Annotated in this window: 24 protein-coding genes; 11 read left to right on the top strand and 13 right to left on the bottom strand. The window is 41.6% G+C overall.

Annotated elements, in window-relative coordinates; genetic code table 11:
- Positions 1-198: 198 nt before the first annotated feature.
- Complete coding sequence (gene glpK, locus JMY06_RS04420; protein WP_201616494.1) at positions 199-1812, bottom strand: glycerol kinase GlpK; 1614 nt, start codon at positions 1810-1812, stop codon at positions 199-201.
- Positions 1813-2099: 287 nt separating this feature from the next.
- On the opposite strand from glpK, the gene JMY06_RS04415 reads away from it, so the two are divergent.
- From JMY06_RS04415 to JMY06_RS04400, 4 genes are all read left to right on the top strand, one after another.
- Positions 2100-3815 carry a TolC family protein gene (locus tag JMY06_RS04415; protein ID WP_201616492.1) on the top strand — a complete coding sequence of 572 codons (1716 nt, stop codon included), beginning with the start codon at positions 2100-2102 and terminating at the stop codon, positions 3813-3815.
- Positions 3816-3946: 131 nt separating this feature from the next.
- Entirely contained in the window at positions 3947-5155 is a 1209-nt protein-coding gene (locus JMY06_RS04410) for an HlyD family secretion protein (RefSeq protein WP_265087867.1), read from the top strand.
- 3 nt (positions 5156-5158) lie between these two features.
- Complete coding sequence (locus JMY06_RS04405; protein ID WP_201616490.1) at positions 5159-6439, top strand: ABC transporter permease; 1281 nt, start codon at positions 5159-5161, stop codon at positions 6437-6439.
- A complete protein-coding gene (locus JMY06_RS04400) occupies positions 6439-7665 on the top strand; it encodes an ABC transporter permease (protein WP_201616488.1) in 1227 nt (408 codons plus the stop codon). Before JMY06_RS04405 ends, JMY06_RS04400 begins: the two co-directional genes overlap by 1 nt.
- A 138-nt stretch (positions 7666-7803) precedes the next feature.
- Here the strand turns inward: JMY06_RS04400 and sthA are convergent, their stop codons facing one another.
- Together sthA and JMY06_RS04390 are read right to left on the bottom strand one after the other, a co-directional pair.
- Positions 7804-9453 (bottom strand): Si-specific NAD(P)(+) transhydrogenase, encoded by a 1650-nt coding sequence (gene sthA / locus JMY06_RS04395; RefSeq protein WP_227672160.1) that lies wholly within the window; start codon positions 9451-9453, stop codon positions 7804-7806.
- Between the two features lie 255 nt (positions 9454-9708).
- Complete coding sequence (locus JMY06_RS04390; RefSeq protein ID WP_201616486.1) at positions 9709-10605, bottom strand: pyruvate, water dikinase regulatory protein; 897 nt, start codon at positions 10603-10605, stop codon at positions 9709-9711.
- Between the two features lie 664 nt (positions 10606-11269).
- Here JMY06_RS04390 and ppsA point away from each other — a divergent pair.
- The 7 genes from ppsA (at position 11270) to JMY06_RS04355 (ending at position 17315) form a co-directional block, all read left to right on the top strand.
- Entirely contained in the window at positions 11270-13654 is a 2385-nt protein-coding gene (gene ppsA, locus JMY06_RS04385; RefSeq protein ID WP_201616484.1) for a phosphoenolpyruvate synthase, read from the top strand.
- A gap of 167 nt (positions 13655-13821) precedes the next feature.
- A complete protein-coding gene (locus JMY06_RS04380) occupies positions 13822-14814 on the top strand; it encodes an RDD family protein (protein WP_201616482.1) in 993 nt (330 codons plus the stop codon).
- 237 nt (positions 14815-15051) lie between these two features.
- Positions 15052-15468, top strand: a complete 417-nt coding sequence (rpsF, locus tag JMY06_RS04375) for a 30S ribosomal protein S6 (protein ID WP_201528155.1) — start codon at positions 15052-15054, stop codon at positions 15466-15468.
- Positions 15469-15484: 16 nt separating this feature from the next.
- Positions 15485-15712 carry a 30S ribosomal protein S18 gene (gene rpsR / locus JMY06_RS04370; protein WP_068404827.1) on the top strand — a complete coding sequence of 76 codons (228 nt, stop codon included), beginning with the start codon at positions 15485-15487 and terminating at the stop codon, positions 15710-15712.
- Positions 15713-15737: 25 nt separating this feature from the next.
- The gene (gene rplI / locus JMY06_RS04365; RefSeq protein ID WP_201616480.1) at positions 15738-16244 is read left to right on the top strand and encodes a 50S ribosomal protein L9; all 507 of its coding nucleotides are present in this window, start codon (positions 15738-15740) and stop codon (positions 16242-16244) included.
- A 347-nt stretch (positions 16245-16591) separates the two neighbouring features.
- Positions 16592-16765: an IS630 transposase-related protein gene (locus JMY06_RS11960; protein WP_320157844.1), complete on the top strand. Its 174-nt coding sequence runs from the start codon at positions 16592-16594 to the stop codon at positions 16763-16765.
- A gap of 82 nt (positions 16766-16847) precedes the next feature.
- Positions 16848-17315 (top strand): transposase, encoded by a 468-nt coding sequence (locus tag JMY06_RS04355; RefSeq protein ID WP_201616537.1) that lies wholly within the window; start codon positions 16848-16850, stop codon positions 17313-17315.
- 6 nt (positions 17316-17321) lie between these two features.
- On the opposite strand, the gene JMY06_RS04350 is transcribed toward JMY06_RS04355, so the two are convergent.
- The 10 genes from JMY06_RS04350 to JMY06_RS04305 form a co-directional block, all read right to left on the bottom strand.
- Positions 17322-17822, bottom strand: coding sequence for a hypothetical protein (locus JMY06_RS04350; protein ID WP_201616478.1), 501 nt, complete (start codon positions 17820-17822; stop codon positions 17322-17324).
- 312 nt (positions 17823-18134) lie between these two features.
- Complete coding sequence (locus JMY06_RS04345; RefSeq protein WP_201616476.1) at positions 18135-18635, bottom strand: hypothetical protein; 501 nt, start codon at positions 18633-18635, stop codon at positions 18135-18137.
- A 62-nt stretch (positions 18636-18697) separates the two neighbouring features.
- Positions 18698-18916, bottom strand: coding sequence for a hypothetical protein (locus JMY06_RS04340; protein WP_201616475.1), 219 nt, complete (start codon positions 18914-18916; stop codon positions 18698-18700).
- A complete protein-coding gene (locus JMY06_RS04335) occupies positions 18897-19142 on the bottom strand; it encodes a hypothetical protein (protein ID WP_201616473.1) in 246 nt (81 codons plus the stop codon). Before JMY06_RS04335 ends, JMY06_RS04340 begins: the two co-directional genes overlap by 20 nt.
- Positions 19129-19605 carry a hypothetical protein gene (locus tag JMY06_RS04330; RefSeq protein ID WP_201616471.1) on the bottom strand — a complete coding sequence of 159 codons (477 nt, stop codon included), beginning with the start codon at positions 19603-19605 and terminating at the stop codon, positions 19129-19131. Before JMY06_RS04330 ends, JMY06_RS04335 begins: the two co-directional genes overlap by 14 nt.
- A gap of 134 nt (positions 19606-19739) precedes the next feature.
- Positions 19740-20495, bottom strand: coding sequence for a zinc ribbon domain-containing protein (locus tag JMY06_RS04325; RefSeq protein ID WP_201616469.1), 756 nt, complete (start codon positions 20493-20495; stop codon positions 19740-19742).
- 235 nt (positions 20496-20730) lie between these two features.
- The gene (locus JMY06_RS04320) at positions 20731-22995 is read right to left on the bottom strand and encodes a YfjI family protein (RefSeq protein WP_201616467.1); all 2265 of its coding nucleotides are present in this window, start codon (positions 22993-22995) and stop codon (positions 20731-20733) included.
- Positions 22982-23182, bottom strand: coding sequence for a hypothetical protein (locus tag JMY06_RS04315; RefSeq protein WP_201616465.1), 201 nt, complete (start codon positions 23180-23182; stop codon positions 22982-22984). Before JMY06_RS04315 ends, JMY06_RS04320 begins: the two co-directional genes overlap by 14 nt.
- Positions 23175-23735 carry a KilA-N domain-containing protein gene (locus tag JMY06_RS04310; protein ID WP_201616463.1) on the bottom strand — a complete coding sequence of 187 codons (561 nt, stop codon included), beginning with the start codon at positions 23733-23735 and terminating at the stop codon, positions 23175-23177. The genes JMY06_RS04315 and JMY06_RS04310 overlap by 8 nt, the downstream gene beginning before the upstream one ends.
- Positions 23735-24031: a helix-turn-helix transcriptional regulator gene (locus JMY06_RS04305; RefSeq protein WP_201616461.1), complete on the bottom strand. Its 297-nt coding sequence runs from the start codon at positions 24029-24031 to the stop codon at positions 23735-23737. Before JMY06_RS04305 ends, JMY06_RS04310 begins: the two co-directional genes overlap by 1 nt.
- Between the last annotated feature and the right edge of the window lie 74 nt (positions 24032-24105).

The raw sequence follows: 24105 nt of genomic DNA, 5'->3' as shown, positions 1-24105 counted from the left end.
GGTAGGTCTGATATGTAAACTGTGTCCAAATCGCGATGACCTTACGTTACAGCGTGTAGCTTTACAACGATTTTGTACGTCGGCATAAGTTTTTGAGTAACCTTTAACACAATAATTGGCAAACCTATCAGTCAAGTATTTATTATTTAAGCAAAAACCACAGATCTTTCTATTTCATTTATCGAATAACTCAGTGGTTTATATATCCATTAATGCTCTTTTAATCGCTTGTTGCCATTTATTAAGATGCTGTTCACGTGTTTCAGTCGCCATATTCGGCTCGAAGATACGATCGACCTGCCATGATGCTTTCATCGTTGTTTCATCATATAAGCCACTCTTAATACCCGCTAATAAGGCAGTGCCTTTAGCCGTAATTTCAGTATCTTTTGGGCGCAATACGGGCACGCCAAGCAAGTCTGCCTGAAATTGCATCAATAAGTCATTATTGGCCGCGCCCCCATCAACCCGTAGCTCAGTCAGCGGGTGCGGACTGTCTTTTTGCATGGCAATTAGCACGTCATAAGTTTGATAAGCAATCGCTTCAAGTGCCGCACGAGCAATATGTGCTTTGGTTGTGCCGCGACTCATACCACTGATGCTGGCATTAATATCTGAGCGCCAATACGGCGCACCAAGACCCGTAAAAGCAGGTAACAAAACCACCTCCTCGCTACTGCCCACTTGCTGGGCCAATGCTTCGATATCACAGCTTTGCTTAATCATGCCCAAATTATCACGCAGCCACTGCACGATTGCACCCGCCATAAAGACACTGCCCTCTAGCGCGTAAGTCACGTCCCGTCCTGCTCTAGAATTAGTTGCTTGCAGCATACGCTTACCGGATTGCATCATGTGACCAATGGATAAATTATCTGCACGACTGGCTAGCGTTGTCCGTTGCCAAGCGATGGTCGTTAGGAGCTGATGCTCACTAAGCTTAGGAGTCGTGCCGATATTCATCAGCATAAAACAGCCGGTTCCATAAGTATTTTTGGCCATACCAGGTTCAAGGCAACCTTGCCCAAAGAGCGCCGCTTGCTGATCACCTAATACGGCGTGAATGGGTATTTGCTTGGCGAACAGTCCTTTTTTAGTCTTACCAAAATCTCCATCAGAGGGCAGTACCTTTGGCAATATTGCCTTTGGAATGTCAAAGCGCGCGCACAGCTCATCCGACCATGCCAGTTTATGAATATCGTATAACAAGGTTCGTGAAGCGTTCGTAATATCAATGACATGAGCGCCGCCTGTCAGCTGATAAATAAGCCAACTGTCAATAGTACCAACCGCTATCTGACCACTTTGATTACTGTTAATCCACGCCTTAATCTTAGGGTCATTTTCCAATAACCAAGCAATTTTACTGGCACTAAAATAAGGATCGAGGCGCAGTCCGGTAATACGCTGCACTTCATCCGACATATTGCTATTATTCTTACTATCACTGTTATTGCTATTTTCACTCGCTAGCTTTTCACAATAGCTTGCGGTACGCCGATCCTGCCAAATAATCGCTGGTGCTAGTGGCTTCCCCGTTTGTTTATCCCAAATAACAATCGATTCACGCTGATTGGTAATGGCGATACTAGTAATATCGGTTGCCAGCAGTCCCGCTTGGTTAATGACATCGTGGGCACAACTGATTTGCGTCTGCCAAATTTGACGGGCATCTTGTTCGACGTAACCGGCCTTTGGCGTTTGTAGCGTGGTGGGCTTTTGCACCATGTTAATCGGACGGGCATGATCATCGTATAAAATCGCCCGACTCGATGTGGTTCCTTGATCCAAGGCTAAAATATATCCTGCCATTACCGATTCCTTTTTTATGACTGCTTATTTTTATAGCATACACTATCATTAGATTATGGTTATAAGGCCTACTGTACCAAAACGTTGGTTTTTAACGATGGAAACTTTTGTATGATTTTAGGATAAAGATGCCAAACCATACTCTAATACTAAATCTCTAACATAACTGACTACTTTATTCAACATACAATAAGCCATTAATGAGCATTGACCCGTCATGATTGTGGCTCTACAGTGTACGCCTTGTTATCAGTATCACCTTCTTTTCCTAATGGCGTGCTTAACTTATGAAATTTGCTTTGTCGTCTTTGCCTACTGCCATGATTGCGGTCATGTTGATGGGCCTATCCAGTCATACGCTTGCAAATATTGAGAATGAGGCACAGAGCAGCGATAAGCGTTTAAATACCCTGACACCTGTTGCAACCAACAAGATTATTGATAATAACGTTAACTTTACTGATAACTTTAATGGCAACAACAGTAACAACACAGCTATAAATGCTGATGACCGCATCATTAAACAAAAAGAGGTTAAGCGAAACAATGTCCTTAACCTCAACACTCTAACCGATCCTATTACCCATAAACGAGTAGATAATAGCTATCCGTTAGAAGTTTCTAGTTTTTTGAGCCTTGAACAAGCACAAAATATCTTATTACAAGTCTCGCCTAAACTTGCCGCCAATCAAGCGGCTATCGCTGCCAGCAATTATCAAACGGACGCCCTTAAAACGATAGACAATCCTTTTGTATTTGCGCAGGTATCCGCTAATGCTTATACCTTACAAGCAGATATTGACTTATCGACCCTCAAAAATGGTGTCATCAACGGTGTTAATAACGCCGGTTCCGATATAGGCGCTAATGTTGGTGATATCATTCCACCTACCCCCAATCTACCTAATTTTGGTGAATTGATCGGTGAGCGTATTCCTGACTCTTATAATCTTAAACGTTCAGGCACGCGTACTGGGGCAGGTGTCGGTGTGGCGTGGCCAGTGTATACTGCAGGGCGTACTACCGCTTTGACTGGATTATCAGATGCCCGTACGCAAGAGGCACTGGCAGATAGTGTATTGGATAAAAATGAGCTGTATAACACCTTAATTGAGCGTTACTTTAAAGCACAGTTGGCAATTATTGCAGCCTACTTACGTGAAGATGCCTACGATACCTTGCAACAAACTGACCACATGGCAAAGCGACTGTTTGAAGAAGGCTTTATCTCACGTGTTGACCGCCTAGAGGCGCAGTCGGCCCTTGCCGATGCGAATAGTGAAGCCGTAAACGCCAATAATGACGCGCGCCTCGCTATGATTGCGCTGCAACGTCTGCTGCGTACCGATTATCGCATCAAGCCCACCACCCCATTATTTGTCTCTAGCCGGCCGCTACCTGATGTCAGCTACTTTCAAGACTTGGCGCTGAACCATCACCCCGGCTTACAAAAAGTCGCTGCCAAACGTGCGCAAGCTCAGCAGCTGCATTCTTTATCGGATACCGGTTATAAGCCAACCGTGATGTTATATGGTTACGGGCAAGTTGAAGAAAAACCCAGCTGGGTTGCTGGGGTATCAGCCAGCTGGAAGCTATGGGGCGGACTCGATAAAACAGCAGCACTAGCTTCCAGCACTGCCAAAATTCGCCAAGCTGATTTATCAGAGATTGAACTTAGCGATAATCTATTGCTACTGGTCGAGAAAAACTGGCACGATGTCAATAATGCTCAATCCCGTTATCAAGCTCTGCAAAGCAATGTTGACTTGTCCGCTGAGGTATTACGCCTGCGTCGTTTGGGTCTGCAAGAAGGCGTTAATACCACCGTTGATGTGGTACAAGCACAAACGCAAGCACTCAAAGCGCGTACGGAACAAGCGCAGGCCGCAAATAATTACGTGCAAGGACTTGCCACATTAATGCAAAGTTGCGGTACTCCACTGGCATTCAATGCTTATCTCAACGCCGCTGATATTCAGCTACCGACCTTGTATAAAGAATAGCTAGCAGCTGCCTTTAAACAATAGCGGCTAATAAAGAGCATAAATTTATACTGAATAGCGCTGATAAATGTTAAAAATGCACCCTTTATTCTGATTATTATTGACCTTACTGCTTTAGGAATCTCATTGTCATGCATGACCCCCACCATAAATCTGACGACTTAAGCAAGCCCGACACGCCGCATAATGAAGATGTGACTGATAATGGAATGGCTAATAGTGCTAACAACCTTGAGCAACCACAGGCCATGCTTGCCTATCATCGTGAAAAAATTGGCAAATCAAAAAATGATAAGTCAGGAAGTATCAAGAAAATTATCATTGCGCTAGTAGTTATTATCGTGCTTGGCATCATCGCTTATGGGTTATTCAAAAGTAACCAGCACAGCGAGCCAGAAATTATTACCTTGCAAGGGCAAATGCAAATGCAGCAGACCTCCATCGCTGCAAAAGTGCCGGGGCGTATTGCCAAAATTTTAGTCACTGAAGGCGATAACGTGACAGCAGGTCAGCAGCTTATTGAGATGGATTCCCCTGAAATTAACGCTAAGATTAATCAGGCACGTGCTGGTAAGCAAATGGCGCAGAGCCAATTAGATAAAGCAGAGAATGGCGCACGCCCGCAAGAGATTGCCCAAGCAAAAGCGGCATGGCAAGCCAATAAAGCGGCCTCTGATTTGGCAGCCAATACTTATGAGCGTATCAATCGCCTTTATGAAGAAGGCTTAATGGCGCGGCAAAAGCGCGATGAGGCATTCGCACAATCTTTAGCCACTCAAGACCAAACCAAAGCGGCACGCTTGCAATATGAGATAGCGATGGAAGGCACGCGCACTGAGGATAAATCAGCCGCCACCGCACAAGTCGCACAAGTCGCTGCTCAGTTAGAAGAAGCCTTAGTCGCCAAAACAGAAGCCAATCTGAAAAGTCCGATTGCGGGTATTGTAGACAATGTGATTGTCAGTGCTGGCGAGGTTATTGGCCAAGGCGTGCCCTTATTGACTTTAGTCGATACTAACAACCAATGGGTAGTATTAAATGTCACCGAAACCTATCTAAATCAGTTCGCCATTGGTAATCAGTTTACCGGTACTATTCCTGCTCTATCGACAACTGAATACCCTTATTCTAAACAGTTCACTGTCTATGCTACCTCGACCTTGTCTGACTTTGCCACGTGGCGGCCGACCAATAATGATGACGGCTTCGATGTGCGCACCTTTGAAGTTAAGGCGCGTCCAACTTCTCCAGACTCGCGTATTCGTTCAGGCATGAGTGTCATCGTGCGCATCAATCCACAAGCGTCTCAAGCTCTAACCAACAATCAGACTCCAGAGTAAACCATGCGTCTGATTCAAGCCTTTGTGCGTAGTGCCGCCTATGAGCGCCGTTTTTTAAGCAAAAATCCGTGGGATTTGGCGATGGTGGTATGGATACCACTGGCGACGGTATTGCTGATTTGGTGGATATTTTCGCAAACCCAAATTACCGATTTGCCTATCGGGGTGATTGATCAAGACAATGGCCCTGTTGCCAATACGCTGGTGCGCTATCTAGAAGCCAGTCCTGATATTACGGTCAAGCAGCTTTATTACTCGCCGACAGCAGCAAAAGACGCTATCTTGCAACGCGATATTTATGCCGTGGTTATTATTCCTCAAGATTTTTCGCGCAACATTTTATCCGGTAAGCCATCGCCATTAGTACTGCAAGTCAATGCCCAATACGGTACCCATTCTGGTATTATCCAAAAAAGCGTGCAATCAGTTGCTGGTACGTTATCGGCTGGCGTTGAGATGCAGCGCTTAGTCAAACAAGGTATGGCACCCTCGCAGGCTGCTATCGCTTACTCACCTATTGGCATTCAGCGTGTTAGCCTATTTAACGCGGCAACCAATTATCAGCAGTTTTTGGCCTCAACTGTTATACCTGCCTTGCTCCATATTTTAGCGATGGTGATTGGTGCCACTACCATCGGCCGTGAGCTACGTGATAAGCAACTTGGTCGTTGGTATGGTTTTATTGATAGCGCCAGTCCTAATAGTAATAGTCCTGATTTAACTTTATCAATAAATGAAAAGCTAGAATACAAGTTAGAAAATCAATTAATCGCACCGAGACAAGTCAGTATTTTAGTATTGCTATCGGGTCTAGCAGGTAAATATTTTTGGCCAACGCTCGCATATAGTCTATGGTCAGCATTAGCGTTATGGCTGGCCATTGGTCAGCAAGAGATTGCGAGCGCCTCTATATTAGCCACCTATCTTGGACTAGTGATGTTGATGATACTGTCATTTTGGCTGGGTGCTATTTTTACTTTGGGCTCGTTCTCACTACGTAGTGGTTTATCAGCAACTGGGTTTATATCCGCACCTTCTTATGCTTTTGCTGGGGTAACTTTTCCTTATATCGCTATCAGTGACAGCGCTAAACATTGGTCGGACACTCTACCTTTAACTCATTATCTCAAGCTGCATATCGCACAATTACAGATGCAAGCACCAGTCGCCATATCACTGCCTATCATTTATGGCTTAGTCCTAGCGACTGCCATTGCTATGATGCTGACAGCTCTGTTGACCAAACGCGCTTTGGCGCATCCTGAACGTTGGGGAGCACGCTAATGTCGCCATCATCAAAAAACAAGCTGTCAGAAGCTAAACTACTAGAAAACCAGCCACCAGAATACACACCAGCCTCACAGAATTTTTTGGGTAGCTTTTCACAAACCCTAAAAGACATTTTTGTAGATAAAGGCGTGCTGTTAATGCTTATTATCGCGCCCATTATTTATGGCTTTTTCTATCCTTGGCCGTATTCAACCGAAGTGGTCAATCATGTACCTGTAGGCATTATTGATAACGACAATAGCAATCTATCGCGCACTATTATCCGCTATGCTAGCGCCAGTCCGCAACTGGACACGCAGCACTTTATTGATGAAGAAAGCGCTAAAGAAGCTATGTGGTCAGATGAAATCGCTGGCTATATGATTATTCCCAGTGGCCTTGAGCGACAAGTACTCTCAGGTAAAGCCGCCAATGTCATTGTCCTCGGTAACGGTGGCTACTTTATTTTGAATAAAAATGTCCAAATGGGATTTTTGCAGGCAGTTAGCACCGTATCTGCAGGTATCGAGGTTGAAAAGAATGTCGCACAGGGGGCTTATCTACCGACGGCTGCCAACAATACGCAAGCCGTCCCTCTAAAAATCATTCCTTTATACAATCAAACTGAGGGCTACGGTGCTTACGTGGTGCCAGCAGTGTCTATTCTTATTTTACAACAGACCTTATTAATGGCGACCGCCATGCTTATAGGCACTTGGTATGAGCAACGCCGCCATGCGACCAGCGTACGCGGTTGGCTTGGACGTATTATGGCGCTGAGCTTAATCAGCTTTATTATGGGTTGCTTCTATTACGGCTGGGCGTTTGAGCTGCATCATTATCCACGCGGAGAGAACTTACTGGGCAGTTTACTATTTTTACTGTTGTTTTGTCCGACGGTGGCGACTCTTGGTTGCGTACTTGGATTATGGTTTCGTCAACGTGAGCGCAGTATGCAAATTTTAATTTTTAGCTCACTGCCTGTATTTTTTATCAGTGGCTATCCATGGCCGGCAAGCCAATTACCAGAGGTACTACAACTGGTACGCTGGCTCGTGCCTACTACCCCTGCTATCAATACCTCAGTGCAGCTTAATCAAATGGGAGCAAGCGTCGCGCAAGTTGTTACTGGATTTTATGCCCTTGCCAGCTTATGGTTGTTTTACTTTGTGCTACTGATGTTGTTCCGTTGGCGCACGCAAGCGAGTAATATTACAATTGAGAACAAAACAATTTTATAGCTAAAACGTGGTTTATAGATTTTAGTAACCATCACTGAAGAAAAAATTAGCCAAAAAAAAGCGCCTGCTAAAATTGCAGACGCTTTTTTATTGAATCACTTTTTATTTTAGTAACTTTTAAAGCAAACTTGAAAGAACTTAAAATACGCGGTTTAGACCGTTCAGTGCAGCTACCCGATAGGCTTCTGCCATCGTTGGATAGTTAAAGGTCGTATTCACAAAGTACTCAAGGGTATTGTTACATTTCATGACCGCCTGACCTATATGAATAATCTCTGAGGCATGGTTGCCGTAACAGTGGATACCTAAGATTTCTAAAGTCTCACGGTGGAATAATATTTTTAAGACGCCCGTACGCTCGCCGATGATTTGGGCGCGTGCAAGGTCTTTAAAGAACGCTTGCCCCACTTCATAAGGAGCCTGCTCATCAGTTAGCTCCTGCTCGGTTTTACCAATACTTGATATTTCAGGGATAGTATAAATACCCGTTGGTACGCTAGAGACAGGTTCTGCATCACTGTCACCAACCATGAAGGCTGCAGCACAGCGCCCTTGGTCATAGGCCGCCGAAGCAAGCGATGGCCAACCAATCACATCACCAGCGGCATAGATATTGTCAACTTCCGTACGATAGGTATCGTCTACTTTTAGCTGTCCACGGCTATTGGCTGTTAAACCAACGGCTTCTAGGTTTAAGCCTTCGGTATTACCTGAGCGACCATTTGACCAAAGAATCGCATCTGACTTGATTTTCTTACCACTTTTCAGATACAAAATCACATAATCATCATGAGTCTCTAAGTGGTCGATTTCTTCATTACTGCGAATAAGTACCCCAAATTGTCTAAAGTCATGGGCGATGGCGTCACTAATCTCGCTATCGAGATAGCTGAGCAGTTGGTCTGTATTATTGATCAAGTCAACCTTATAGCCGAGACCAGTAAAGATAGAAGCATATTCACAGCCAACCACGCCCGCTCCATAAATAATGATTTTTTTGACCACATAATCCATTTGTAGGATTTTGTCAGAGTCAAAGACCCGTGGATGATCAAAGTCTAACATCTCAGGGCGATATGGACGGCTACCCACGGTAATAATGGCTTTATTAAAGGTAATAGTTTCAAAGACGTTCTCTTCAATCTCAATCCGTAAGGTATGCGTGTCAACGAAGCTTGCCCAACCATGAATAACCTCAATTTGGTTACGCTTATAAAAACGGGTATGGGTACTGACTTGACGACGAATCACTTGGCGGGCATTCGCCAATACTTTATTAAGCGGGACTTGTTGATAGTCCATCGTTTTGGCGAATAGCGGATCGCGGCGAAAGTTAATCAAGTTAAATACTGATTGGCGCAGCGCCTTACTCGGAATCGTCCCAACGTGGGTAGAGTTACCGCCGACTTCCTCACGTGGATCGATGACCACTACTCTTTTACCAGCTTTGGCAAACTTCATCGCGGCCGCTTCACCAGCAGGGCCTGCCCCTAATACGACGGCATCATATTCAAACTCGTGTTTATCATTTTTTATGCGCTGTGAGTCTTTGTTGAAGCCAGACTTAACATCGATGCGGGTATCATCTAGTGGATTGACTAAATCAGGGTGATGTATGATATCGTCGGCTATTTGTTCATGCGTTTGCTCAATTTTTTCTTGTTTATCCGCACTTTTAGTCTGCTCAAGATCAGTCACAGGTGCGCTACCATTATTTTTATTTGAAACCTCGGTATGAACATCTTTACCGATATCGTTGGTAGTATCATTTTTGCGTTTATTTCCCATTGTACCCTCTTTTCTTTTTCATTTATTAGCGAACTAATATGTAATAATTAAATAATATAGTTTCAAGTTTGCTGAACCTTTACTGGTTCATGCAACTATTCATAATGGTCTTTATAACCACAATATTTGTAATAGCTAGGTTTAGATTTATAATAGCTTCGTGTGTAATCGCGGCATATGTGTCTTAGAGCTGCCCACCTTACGTTGTGATATGCCCTTTTGCAATACTCATTGGTTGTCAAGCGGCCTACAACCTTAACCAATACGACGTTTCAGACCCGTCATCTGCAAGATACGGGTGGCAATCTCTTCAACCGACATCTCAGAGACATCAAGACTTGGAATACCTTGAGAGGTATAAATGCCTTGTATCGCACGCTGCTCTTGCTGACACTGCTGATAGCTTGAATATCGACTACCCGCACGGCGTTCTTGACGAATTTTTACCAAACGATCGGTATCAATAATCAATCCGAACAGTTTGTCTTTATGCTCACGCAATGCTTTTGGTAATTGATTGTCGAATAAATCTTCTTCAGTCAACGGATAGTTGGCAGCACGGATACCAAATTGTAAGGCTAAATATAGCGAAGTTGGGGTTTTACCTGAGCGTGAGACCCCAATCAAAATAATATCCGCCATATTATAATGCCGTGTACGCGCACCATCATCATTATCTAGCGCAAAATGCACCGCATCGATACGTTCTTTATAAGTCTCAGAATCGACATTGTCATGCGCATGCCCTGAGTGTCCATCAGGCTCAATGCCCGTCTCTTCAGCAATGCGACCAATCAAGCCTTCATACATATCCAAATTACAGCTGTGCGCTGAGTTGATTTTTTCGCGAATTTCAGGGCTAACAATGGTGTCGAAAACCAAAGGCAACAGTCCATCACGTTGATACGCCATATTGATTTGCTCAACGGTATCATTGGCACGCTCTAAGGTGTCAACGTAAGGTAAAACACGAGTCTCAAATGGTACTGAAGCAAACTGACTTAAGATAGAGCGGCCCAAGGTCTCAGCGGTAATCGCTGTACCATCGGAGATAAAAAAAGCACTTCTTATCGTTTGCGAATTATCTAAACTTAAGGCATGACGGTTTTGAATAGTGGGCTTATCCTGTTCGGATGGATTGCTTGAGTACATAACTTAAAAACCTCGATAGTAGCCTTTGAGTGACTCGTAATATGAAGACAGCAGATAGCCGACACATGATCACGCTCGTTTGACAGGCGTGCTTGATAGATTCTATCCTACATTATACTCATAATAAATGCTTAATAGAAATCAATGTTAGCATAACTGGGTAGCAACTGGGCCGGCGCGCCTTTCTATTTTGCCACATTAATGTATACATCATTAGATGATCTGTTAAAGCAAAGATGGTCTGTATGAAAAGTAGAGATGGCTTATATAAAGGCACACTTATATGTTATACATAGAAACCGAAATTATGAGAATATTTTAACCAGGCTACTATTTTTTAAGTGGTTTCTTTTTTTAAGTAACTTTTTAAGTTTTAAATAGTCTCTTTAAAATCACTTCTCAACCATCTTTTTTATATAGCTTTTTAGAATAAAGTCTTACCGACTCACTCTTAAATCTATTCGGCCAAATAAGAAAATATTACCCTCAATTATTCGGGTAGTTGTCAGCCTTATCTAAATATTTGCCAGCTAATTATCACTAAATTCTATGATTTGTAACTTTTTCATAGTTTTTTTGACTTAACCCCTCGAAATTGTCCTAATATAGCGGTATAATTTGGCGTTATAATCCTTACTAAATAACCTTATTTTTTGGAGTTATCATGGCAGTTCAATCTTCAGCACTTGTAATCAACCTTGATCAGCTAGGAAAAGACGACATTAACATGGTCGGTGGTAAGAATGCCTCGCTTGGCGAGATGATCAGTCACCTATCTGATTTGGGTGTGAGTGTCCCAGGCGGCTTTGCCACTACTTCAAATGCATTTAATCGTTTTTTGACTGAAACAGGCTTACTTGATAAAATCAATAATGAGCTTAAAGACTTAGATGTTGATGATGTTAATAAACTGACCACTACGGGTAAAAAAATCCGTAACTGGATCATTGAACAAGAATTGCCAAAAGATTTAGAACAAGAAGTGCGTCAATCCTTCGAAGAAATGAGTGATGGCAAAGATATCGCAGTTGCCGTACGTTCTTCTGCAACTAATGAAGATTTGCCAGACGCTTCATCTGCCGGTCAACAAGAAACCTTCTTGAACATTCGCGGTATTGATAACGTTCTTATCGCCATTAAAGAAGTGTTTGCATCCTTATATAATGACCGTGCCATCTCTTACCGTGTCCATAAAGGCTTTGAACACGAAGGTGTTGCTCTATCTGCTGCAGTTCAGCGTATGGTACGTGCAGAGACGGGCGCTGCCGGTGTCATGTTCACCCTAGATACTGAAAGTGGTTTTGATCAAGTGGTATTTATCACGTCAAGCTACGGCTTAGGCGAGATGGTCGTACAAGGCGCGGTTAACCCAGATGAGTTCTACTTGTCTAAAAAGTTACTTGCTAATGGCAAACCTTCGGTCATTCGTCGTAACCTAGGTAGCAAGCATAAGAAAATGATCTATGGCAATGAAGGCAGCACCACTAAGTCTGTCAGTATCGTTGATGTTGAAAAACAAGACCGTATGCAGTTTTCACTATCTACTGAAGAACTGGTTGAACTTGCCAAACAAGCCATGACCATTGAAAAGCATTATGGCCGAGCGATGGATATCGAATGGGCAAAAGACGGCGATAGCGGTGAACTCTTTATCGTTCAAGCTCGTCCAGAGACGGTTAAGAGCCGTCAAGACAGTAATGTCATGGAACGTTATGTTATCAACACGACCGGTGCTAAAGTATTGTGCGAAGGTCGCTCAATCGGTCAACGTATCGGTTCTGGTAAAGTACGTATCGTTGATAACGTAAACGAGATGGACAAAGTACAAGACGGCGATGTGTTAGTTTCAGACATGACGGATCCAGATTGGGAACCCGTTATGAAGCGTGCGTCAGCCATTATCACTAACCGTGGCGGCCGTACTTGTCACGCAGCAATTATCGCTCGTGAACTTGGCGTACCAGCTATCGTTGGTTGTGGTAATGCCACTGAGCTATTGGTCGACGGTCAAGACGTCACCGCTTCTTGTGCCGAAGGGGATACTGGCTTTATTTATGAGAGTCAGATTGATTTTGAAGTACAAACCAACTCTATCGAGTCTATGCCAGATTTGGCATTCAAAATTATGATGAACGTCGGCAACCCCGATCGTGCATTCTCATTTACCCAAATGCCCAACGAAGGTATTGGTCTTGCACGCCTTGAATTTATCATCAACCGTATGATTGGTGTGCATCCAAAAGCACTACTCAATATGAATAGCTTACCACGTGAAGTGGCACAAGCGATTAATGAGCGCATTGCTGGCTATGCTTCACCTGTTGATTTCTATGTTGATAAATTGGTTGAAGGCATCTCAACTTTAGCCGTTGCCTTTATAGATCAGCCAGTTATCGTGCGTATGTCAGATTTTAAATCTAACGAATATGCCAACTTGCTGGGTGGTAAGTTATACGAGCCATCAGAAGAGAATCCAATGTTGGGCTTCCGTGGTGCTAGCCGCTACGTTTCTGATAACTTCCGCGACTGCTTTGAGCTTGAATGTAAAGCCCTGAAGCGTGTTCGTGACGAGATGGGCTTGACCAACGTCGAGATTATGATTCCATTCGTCCGTACCGTTGGCGAAGCCAAACAAGTCATTGAACTGCTTGAGAAAAATGGTCTAAAACGTGGCGAAAATGGTCTACGCGTCATCATGATGTGTGAGCTGCCCACTAACTGCTTACTCGCAGAAGAGTTCCTAGAACACTTCGATGGCTTCTCAATTGGCTCTAATGACTTAACCCAGTTAACCCTCGGTCTTGACCGTGACTCAGGTATCATCTCTCATCTATTCGATGAGCGCGATCCTGCAGTTAAAAAGCTATTATCTATGGCGATTGATGCCTGCCGTAAAGCAGACAAATACATCGGTATCTGTGGTCAAGGTCCATCCGACCATCCAGATCTTGCTTACTGGTTGATGGAACAAGGTATTAGCTCAGTATCACTTAATCCTGACTCCGTGCTCGATACTTGGTTCTTCCTAGCGGGTGAAGAAGCAAGGTAAGCCGCTGTTGTAAGATACCTTAGTAAAACACTGCTATAAGGAAATTTATTATTAGGGTCTGTTTAATTTTTACGAACAGACCCTAATATATTAAAAGGAAGTCACTATATTCTAAGTTACTTAAGCTGAAGTAACTTAGAATATAGTGACTTAAGATATGACTAACCATGCAGGCAACTATGCAGATTTTTCTTGCTCGAAATAACGTACAAGCAGGTCCTTATAATTTAGATCAGCTCAATATTATGTTGGCATCTGGCGAAGTAACGCTTGATGATTTAGTGTGGCATGACGGTTTAGATCAGTGGCAGCGTATCGGGAATTTGACAGGCAATCAATACGCCTATCGTCCGGTAAATAATACTGCGCCTAATAATACTGTTAATGATTCAATTATTAACAACGTCACTGTGTTTCCTGAAGATGCTGAGAGCGATCAAGATAGCGACAAGGTTTCTATTGATAGACTCTATGGTAAGCCTGAGCGCCCAGCTGCTGACACTAAAAAGTCTAAAGCTGATATGACCGCCAATCGTCAGCAGACGCCGCATAATAACGTGTCATTGAACAAGTCTAGCAAGGCTAAACTTGCTTCTGCTAAAGACAAGGTTGTCGGTGATGTGGTACTTGCGCCTATCATGTCGCGAATATTGGCCACCGCTGTCAATGCTTTGCTATATCTACTAGCGATCATTCCGCTAGTAATGGCACTGACTAAAATGGATATAGACTATACTAAGTTTCAAAACATTCAAGATATGGATGCTGCTTATCAATATTCTATGACGCTGATGGAAAGTATTCCAAGCTCGATCCTGATGATGTCACAAGTGATGATATTTGGGTTATTTGCCTTGCAGCTATTGTTTATCATGCTGCGTGGACAGTCGCTCGGTAAGCTACTTACTGGTATTCGCGTCGTGGATCAAACCACCCATCGTCTGCCATCATTTACCAAACTTATTTTAATGCGTACCTTACTGCTATTTATTATTTATAACTTACTGTTCTCGTTTACCAGTTTTCTAGGTTTTGTCGTAATTGCTATGCATTATTATACGGCCTCCAAAAGTCCCGAAAATATTGGTTTGCATGACAAACTGGCAAAAACTTTAGTGGTAAAAGCGGACAAGAATCAATTGGTTAAGCAACCAAAATAATTATAAAATAATAATCATAGCAATAAAATCAGCGTTTAAACGTTGCTGTTATTCTAGTTATGCTTTTTTATTCAGCGTCGTGCGCTTATAAGCCTTTGTGTTAATGCACGTTTACTGTTATAATATAGCGCTTTATAAACTAAGCTTATCTGTTGTTTTTTAGCGATTGAGCTTATCTTATAAATCTCCTTGCTATTAACATAGGGTTAATAGCTACTAATCCGTAAGGAGTCCATTATGCGACATTACGAAATGGTGTTAATTGTACACCCAGACCAGAGCGACCAAGTGGTCGGCATGGTTGAACGCTACATTAAGTTAGTTCAAGACAACAATGGCATCATCCACCGTCTAGAAGACTGGGGCCGTCGTCAGTTGGCTTACCCTATCAATAAGATTCATAAAGCTCATTACGTTCTTTTCAATATTGAAACTGACGGTGAGACTTTAGCTGAGCTTGAAGAATTATTCCGTTATAACGATGCGATCATTCGTAGCCTAGTCATGCGCCGTGACGACGCAATCACTGAAGAGTCGCAGTTAGCTAAGAATGCCGATGAAAAACGCGCACGCAAAGCGACTACTACTAACCGTCGTCCAGACAGTCGTAATGACAACAACAATAATGACGACAACAACAACAGTGAAGACTAATTAAAGGAGAATACTCATGGCACGTTTCTATCGCCGTCGCAAATTCTGCCGTTTCACTGCTGAAGGCATCACTCACATCGATTATAAAGATGTTGAATTGCTAAAACAGTATATCAGTGATAATGGTAAAATCGTACCTAGCCGTATTACAGGTACCTCTACTAAATATCAGCGTCAATTAGCTACTGCTATCAAGCAGGCTCGCTATCTTGCGCTACTTCCGTATACTGACAACCATCAGTAATTCGACAGTTAACTAGGAGTGACTCATGCAAATTATTTTGTTACAGCGTATCGTCAACCTTGGTAAACTCGGTGAAACTGTCGATGTGAAACCAGGTTACGGACGTAACTTTCTTATCCCTCATGGCAAAGCGTTACCTGCTACTGCAGCTAACATTGAAAAGTTCGAAGCACGTCGTGCTGAACTTGAAGCCGAGGAAGCAACCGAGCTTAACGCCGCTCAAGAACGTGCTGATGCCTTAACTGACGTTAATGTCATCATGCGTGCTAAATCAGGCGACGAAGGTAAACTATTCGGTTCTATCGGTACACGCGATATCGCCGAAGCATTAACCAGTTCTGGCTTAGAAGTTGATCGTGCTGAAATTAAGCTTCCAGAAGGCGCTTTACGTCAAGTTGGCGAATATAATGTTGATATTCAGCTACATCATGACGTTATCGCCAGCATCTTAGTGACTATCCTATCTGAAGATGGTGATGACGAAAATCAAGTAGAAGAAGCTGACAGCGAAGAAGATTATTCTGAAGAGTAATCTATAGAGTACCTGATTTAAGCATAAAAAAAAGCCAGTAACTTAGTTGCTGGCTTTTTTGTGGGTGGAAGATTTAAATCTCTATTTATTAAGTTATATTAGAGACATATTATTAGTATGGTCAAATTCTTTTAAAAATGTTATAAACCAAATAAACTCACCCATTATCCTCACAAATAACCATGACCTATTCACTAGATTTTCGCAAACAAGTACTCAAAAGCTTAAACGTTGGTATGACCTATGCTCAAGCGGTTGAGTTCTATGAGCTCAGCCCAACCACCATATAAAACTGGAAGAGACGTGTCCATAGTAAAGTAAAGAGACAGAATAAGCCTCATAAAATAATGGATGACGTTTTACTTAATGATGTTAAAGAATATCCTGATGATTATCAGTATGAGCGAGCTCGACGATTAAACTGTAGCACGACAGGCATTCAAAATGCCTTAAAGCGCTTGCGCATTAGCAAAAAAAAAGACGCTGGAACACCCCAAAGCCTGCAAGATAAAGAGAGCTAACTATCTAAACAAACTTAGCGACTACATTGCTCAAGGCTTTGCTATTGTATACATGGATTAGAGTGGCTTTGAGACTGAAACCATCAGACCGTATGCCTATGCACCGATTGGCACACCTTGTATTGATAGCTATAACTGGCAAGGTAAAAAACGAACCAACGTTATTGGAGCCTTGTACGAAAAAGTGTTATTCGCGCTTGATACCTTTGAGAAAAATATTAATGGTGACATATTCTATGACTGGTGCAAATATACCTTCATCCCAAGCCTTAAAATTAAATGCGTGATTGTGATGGACAATACAAGCCTTCATATGAGCGAGGATAAAGCAAAGCACTGCTTTGCCCAAGTGCAAGACGAGAGCTGTGCTCGAGGGTTCAAAAGCTTCTTAATAGGCACGGGCATCGTCTGTTGTTTTTACCACCCTACAGCCCCCGATCTAAATCCTATTGAGAAAAAGTGGGCAAAAGCTAAGTTTCTACGCCAAGGCTGGATGGAGATTAATTTAAAGAAACTATTCCATGATATGGGTTATATCTCTTTTATTTAGGATGGATTATACATTAGAATCCTCAATAACAATATATGAATTCATTGTGACCAGAATAAAACCATCAATTGAAGAATAATTATTAGCTAAGATATTGGCTATCAAGCTAGATACTACTCTTATAGAGAATGATGTAATCCCGTCATTGACTAACACCACTACTCCTCTAGATTCAGGACATTTTAGCCATTTTTTTATCTGCTGGTTTGCTTTTTTTAGCATTCTAGATATTGGTAGTCTAACCAACCTAGTATAGTCTTGCCAAAAATTGTTAGAAAACTTACCTTCAAAAACATCGCTGAATGATAGGTTATTTTCTTTAATGTGCGTATCATCTTTCTTTTTATCCAAAGACGCTGCCTGTATCTTTCTCAACTCAATAATTACTTGATATTTATCAAACCAGAAGTCAGCATTAGCAAAGTTCACAGATGTACCAAACTCATTAGATAAAAACTTGCCCTGTCGAAGTCCAACAAACTCTTGCCAAACTTCTTCTACATCCAAACTTTGACTAAGCTTATTTATTCATTCCATAACTAAAACTCCTTTTCTAAATTATTTGTATTATCTCCAATTATATTAAAATCTAGACATTAAAAAAGGCCAACCACCTAAGTGATTGACCCTTTTCAAAGTATTTGGTGGAGATGGCGGAAACTAAACTACCTACATAAGCTATTGATTAAAATACAAATAATTATTAACGAAAGCTCTTATACCAACCAATATACCAACATTAAATTTCTATTACTTCCTATCTATCAGATCGTTATCTAAGCTAAATTGGGCTATAAATAATATTGTTATTATCTGTAATTACTGATTTAAACATGCGTTAACTTCATTCGGTATTTTCTCAATCACTGGGAGGATCTTATATATTCCACTATTTTTCCATGTACCAATTTTTGAGTAACTAGTTTCTGGTTTATTCCCAAACTCATCATCCATTGCTTGTTTAATATTGTATAAAGACATACCTATATTATTGTCGTTAAGTGAAACCTTTAGGTTATATCTTATTACTGGAACAACTCCAATAAAATTACCTTTACCCCTAATACTACCAATAGCAACTATAACTTTCTGTGTGTCTAGCTTGATAATCTGCTTATCATTATTCTCGATGACATCAGCTAAACAGATTAGAACATCGTCTTTTGTAGTGCTTTCTAGTTTAGAAAAAGAGTATTCAAGCGACTTGAGATATTCACCATGCTTAGCTGGTTCTGTAGTTGCATAGCTTGGCAGCTCATTATTTGCTTTTGCTGATATACTCATTAATGCAAACAGACACAATCCAACTAGCTTTTTCATAATAACCCTCGATAAAACATTTTAAAAAATTAGTATAGCAACTTTTAATGGCGAACAAAACTTTAGTTAACACTTGCTGGTTTGCGAGCGTCAACGGTTTGAATTACTATTTTGACTGGCTGCACCTCGTTATCAAGGTAGCTGTCTGCTCTATCCAACCCCAGTAGCTTAGCTTTGCTCATTGTCGCTGCAATCATGGCGGACGGCTTTTCACACTCACTAGCGAGCTGTAAGGCGTTATCTAGCTCAGCGACTAAGTCATCAATCGTTACTTTGCTCATAAGTTACAGCCCTTGTATTTTCATTGTTGGATAACTCATTCATAAGCTCGCTAAGTGTCTGTACGTCATCAGCATTAACGTCTTTAATCTGTGGCTTGTCCAAGCCTAAAAGTTTAGCCTGTGCAATAGTAGCAATAACTAGGGCGTTTGGATTATGGTCATCAATCGCCATCTGCTTAGCTAGCTGCAAGTCCTGTATAAGGTCGTTTAAATCAGGTAGTCGCATAATGTGCCCCTATTATCTTTTGTTCTAGATGCTCATACTCTTTTAGCAGTCGATTATATGTTTTAGCATGCATTCCTTTAGGTCGTTCACCAATGCCATGAATAACGCCTACTTGCCAGCCCATATGCGCCCTGATAGCGTTTAGCTTGCTGTAAATGCGATCAATAGGTTGTTGTAGCTGACTGCCATAATTAGCCCCTATGCAATGTCTGCAAACATACAAGCCAGCATAATATAAGGTTGATGTTCTTTGATTACATTTAGGACAAAGCCACCAGTAACGATGACCGCCATAGTTGCATGATATTTTTGATAGCTGAATAGAGTATTGATAGGGTTTGCTGCGGTGGGTGTAGCTAAATTCGATACTTTTAGCGCTGCTATTTCTTAGCTGATCTCGATAGTTTGATATAACTAATTTACGATAGTCATTCAAGCTGTGAGTGGTGGCAATGGCTGGCATGACTATATTCACCTGTTATCTAAATCATTAAGTAGTTTTGTTATAATATAACATAACTAAAAATTATTTTATCAATAAAAAAGGGTTACATTCGAAATGCAACCCTCTACTGTATTCTAATTCACAAGGTCTGTTTATTCTACTGACTCAAAATACAACCATAAACCAAGAGCTTTAGATGCAATGACACCGTATTTTACATCACCAACTATTTTACTTTCTGTTGCTTCACCAGTTTGTGCAAATTTATTAGCAGCACTAATCATTAAATCCCCAACTACCTGAGATGTTTGCTCTTTTGGCAAATCTGGATTAAGTACTCTAGCAGTAATTCCACCTAGCAATATCATATTCATAGCAGCCTCATCACCCTTATCTGTTTTACCCATTATGTATGTCAGGCTTCTTAATTCACCGTTTTTATCTACACCGCCATTCAACACAAGAGCGTCACTAATCTTAATAGTAAAAGTATCATTAACTGCACCTTCTTTAATATCTACTTTATCCCAAGCATGCTCACCTAAGCCTAACTTTTTAGATTGAGCCATAAAGCGTTCCCCAAACTCATCAGGGGTCATACCAAGAGTTTTATTTTGTTCTTCTACTTGAGCTTTCTTCGCTTGTGTTTCAGCCACTACCGACTCAGGTGTAGGTTCGCCATTTACTACTTCTGCAGACGATGCTGTTGTTGCCTCGGTTTCATCAGGATCACTAGAACACATTGCCAAAATCAGAAGTAAGATAACAGCACCTATTAAAAATGAGACCCATTTTTCTGGTTTCGGTTTTTCTTTCGGTGGTACTACTGGTGCGCCACAATTAGGGCATGTTGATGCGTTTACGCTAACTTTTTTATTACAGTCAGAGCATTTAATTAATTTTGCCATAATACAACTCAATTCAATATACAATAGTTAAGTAATTACTCACTATAACTGATTAGCAACATACGAACAATGTTATGCCAATAGTTATATTTTTTTATCAATCTTGAAAAATTAGTTATATAGAGTCTTTCTTATTAAAATATGTTTTGATTAACTGAAAAAACTAATCTAAGTAATAAAAAAGGCGCTATTATTTCAATAACGCCCTAAATGCTCACTGACAAAACTGACGAAACTATAAAAGCTCTGTTAGTCTTGAGTTGATAGAGTAACGCTCTGTTGGTCTGCCTCCTTGCCCTGTGCTTTGTATCTCCTGCCAGCTCAGCCAATTGTGTTCGACTAATATTTCAAGCGCATTCAGTACGTCATCAGCATCAGTTAAACCTTTCCAACCTTTTCGGATCAGTTGCCTAGCCGTAAAGCCGTGACTACTCCAGTCGGTTGTGTCAGTTTTGTCAGCTCCCTTTTTGACCATTTTCATTATTTTACCTGCTAAATAAGAGGCTTTGATATTAGCGCTGTCAGTGACGGTGCTGTATATCCTCATCATGTGACTCTCTAATACTTCGCACCATGCTAGCGCTGCTCTGAGTGCGTTCATGTTGACTGCACCTAAAGAAGTACCGTGTTCGATACAATCCACTAGATGAAAGACTAGCGCTAATGATGGTACTGTCTTAGCATACTTGATTAGATGCTCAGCTATGATGCTATGCTCAGCTTCACTAGCTCTGATTTTAAGCGCATCATACCAATTCATAAATACTTGAAAGGCGTCATCAGTAAAGCGGTAATAGGGGCGCTTGTGGTAGTCATCAATCGGATTTGCACCATAGCGCATGAAGTCACCTAGCTGCATACTGTCAATAGTTTCAAAAAAACTATAGATTGCATCACGACTTTCTTTATCTGGTGGCAAGTCACGCTCTTTACTGTTTGGCAATGGGTCAGGATAGACCATTAATTGAAAGCGTTGTATCAAGCCGTCATTGCCTAAACCTTTCATCGTCTTAGATAAATAATACTCAAGCTTGTCAGGCTGAATACCACCAATGACTGATAGACAATGAGTGTCGATGAATACTGAGCCTCTGCCTATTCTATCGACTTGAAAGCTCCCTAAGCCATTAAAGCCCTCAAGATAGAATGACCGTGATTGTTGATTACTTTCACTCTCTAATGAGGCGAGCCAGCCTGTCAGCTCATCACGTTTCACTAACATACCGTTTTTGTGCTTGCTCTCAAGTTCTCCGATACTCTCAATCGTACCATCATCAGTAACGTAGCGTTTAATCTCAGGTATTAGCTCATCACTCTGTTTGGCTTCTGCCAACTCCTGCGCTTTGGCTTTTAAGTCATCTTGGCTTATCTCAACCTCATTATCAGTTTGAGTTGCCATTTTTTTAGCAAGGTCACTGAGCTGCTTCTCAGCTGCCTTTGTCATATGCTTGTTTAGCTCTTTTTGGGTGTCATGCTCGAGCTTGTCCTCATTGTATTTATCTTTAGCGAGTGCGACTAAATGTGATAATGGCTTCAAGCCCTCAGATAATGACGGTGATTTCTTACTCGAGGGGTTGCCAACAATTGCACCATAAAAATTAGGTACTACCTCCCAGTTATCATACATCTTAGGGTATATACTCAGCTTCGAGCCTATCAAGCTGCCTAACGATACCATCAAGGGCATCAGCACATATTCGATAGGTACGCTCAAGCGCTCAGCACTGTTTGAGCTATAATCCCATAGCAGTTTTGGCATCATAGCGCTTGTCAGCGTCTTAACTAGTGGCAGTGTTTGGCTGATAGGTTTGGGCTTTGGTTTGCCTAGCGCCTGTAAGTTGATAATCTCAGCATCAGCCATTAAGTCATCATAATCAGCGTCAAACTCGAGCGCATCATAAATAAGTGTATGTTCACATATAACGGCTTCAACATTCACGCCTTTAAGCGGTGTTATCACTTTGGCTTTATGCTGTGAGGTAGTAATAACAGTAACTTGCTTCACCTCTGCAAAATGCTTTACCGTCCGATTAAACAAACTAGGTACAAGGCAAGTGAGTACCGTAACATCAATACTTTGCTTGCGATAAGCGTTATAGCATCGCACTGCCTCAGCTAAGTCAACTATGACTATCCACTTGCTATCCTTACTCATTGAGCCAATGACAAAGGCGCTTGGTAGGTCAGTATCAGATATAAAGATACGTCCGTTATCTTCAAGCGGTACGCTGGCAAGTGTGACGATCTCAGCCTGATTATTGAATTTTAGCAGTCCTATAGTATTGGCGGTGTCGAGCTGTTTCTCTCCTGCAAGCGCTCCTGTAAATATGCTAATATCTCTATCTAGATAGATGACTGAGTTTAATACGCCATTGCTTAGTAAACTTTCTAATGTGTCGTGACCTGCTACATCTGCCAATGTAGCGAGTCTAAAGTCTGCAATATATTGTGACAAGCCTATGCTAACAGCGTGGGCTTTGTTGTCATTAGCGTCTGTCATTGTTGCCTCCACTACCTGCCTGCCAATGCTTTTTATAACTTCTTTTTTTACGCTTTATTTGTCTGTTGTACTTCGATTTTGCAAACGCAAGCTGAGCATCTAAAAAGGTTTGTTCTGTGTGCACTAAGGCGTTAGACAACTCATCATGATTAGGTTGCTGACTATCTATAGTAATATCACTATTCATCAGTATCGCCTCCTAAGTCATCAATTAATGCATTATCTGTACCATCAAAGTTCAGACTAGGTTGCATCTGCTTGAGCGTGTCATCTATCTGCCTTTTTAGTTCAGGCTTTACTTGTTTGCCTAAAATGCTTAGATAGCGACCAGCGTTACTTGCCCTATCAGATATAAGCGTAAAGTCTTGGCATAGTTGATTGAGTTGTAAACTTAGTTGCTGATGATGAATAGCTATGGAGTCAAACGCACGTATAACCATTAAAGTGAATTCAGGGCTAATCCACATAGCATAGGCGTACACAAGCTCACGGCACAAATAAGTACCTTGATTTTTACCTTTACCTTTCACAACTTTTAATGCTTTTTTCTTAGCTGTTGGATTTCCAACATCATAACTTTCTGACTCATATACTTTAATTAATGCTTTTGTCGAGTCATTCTGTAAAAAGAAAGTGATACGGTTCTTATTTTCGCCTCCACTAGCTTTGAATAAATCGTTAGCTGAATAATAAGCGCCCATAGTTCTTATGCATTGATCGGTATTAGATATAATCAACATTACACTCCCTCCACATCATCTGAGGCGAGGCTGTGACTTTCCAACCAAGCTATTACTTCTTGGTTTTTGTAAGCCACCATAGTAGGTGATAATTTGATTGGCTTAGGAAAGCGGACACCATCACTCCATTCATGCAACGTTGTACGGCTGAATGGTACGAAGTCTAAAACTTGTTTGGGGCGCATCATGCCTTGAGGTGGGATTATTTTTGCATACTCGCACTTAGCGACTTGCTCAATATCATTATTGGCTTTTTGGCTAAAGTTGACAACTTGATTGCCGATAGGATTTTTCATTAGTGTTACTCCATACAGTTTAAATTTAACGGCTGTGGTGCTTTACCGTCTGTATGGAATATAAAATAAGAATG

The organism is Psychrobacter urativorans, assembly GCF_904846675.1.
In the GTDB taxonomy this organism is placed as follows: Bacteria; Pseudomonadota; Gammaproteobacteria; order Pseudomonadales; family Moraxellaceae; genus Psychrobacter; species Psychrobacter urativorans_B.
The sequence above is the reverse complement of the archived record's forward strand: the minus strand, read 5'-3'. Positions and strand labels throughout refer to the sequence as shown.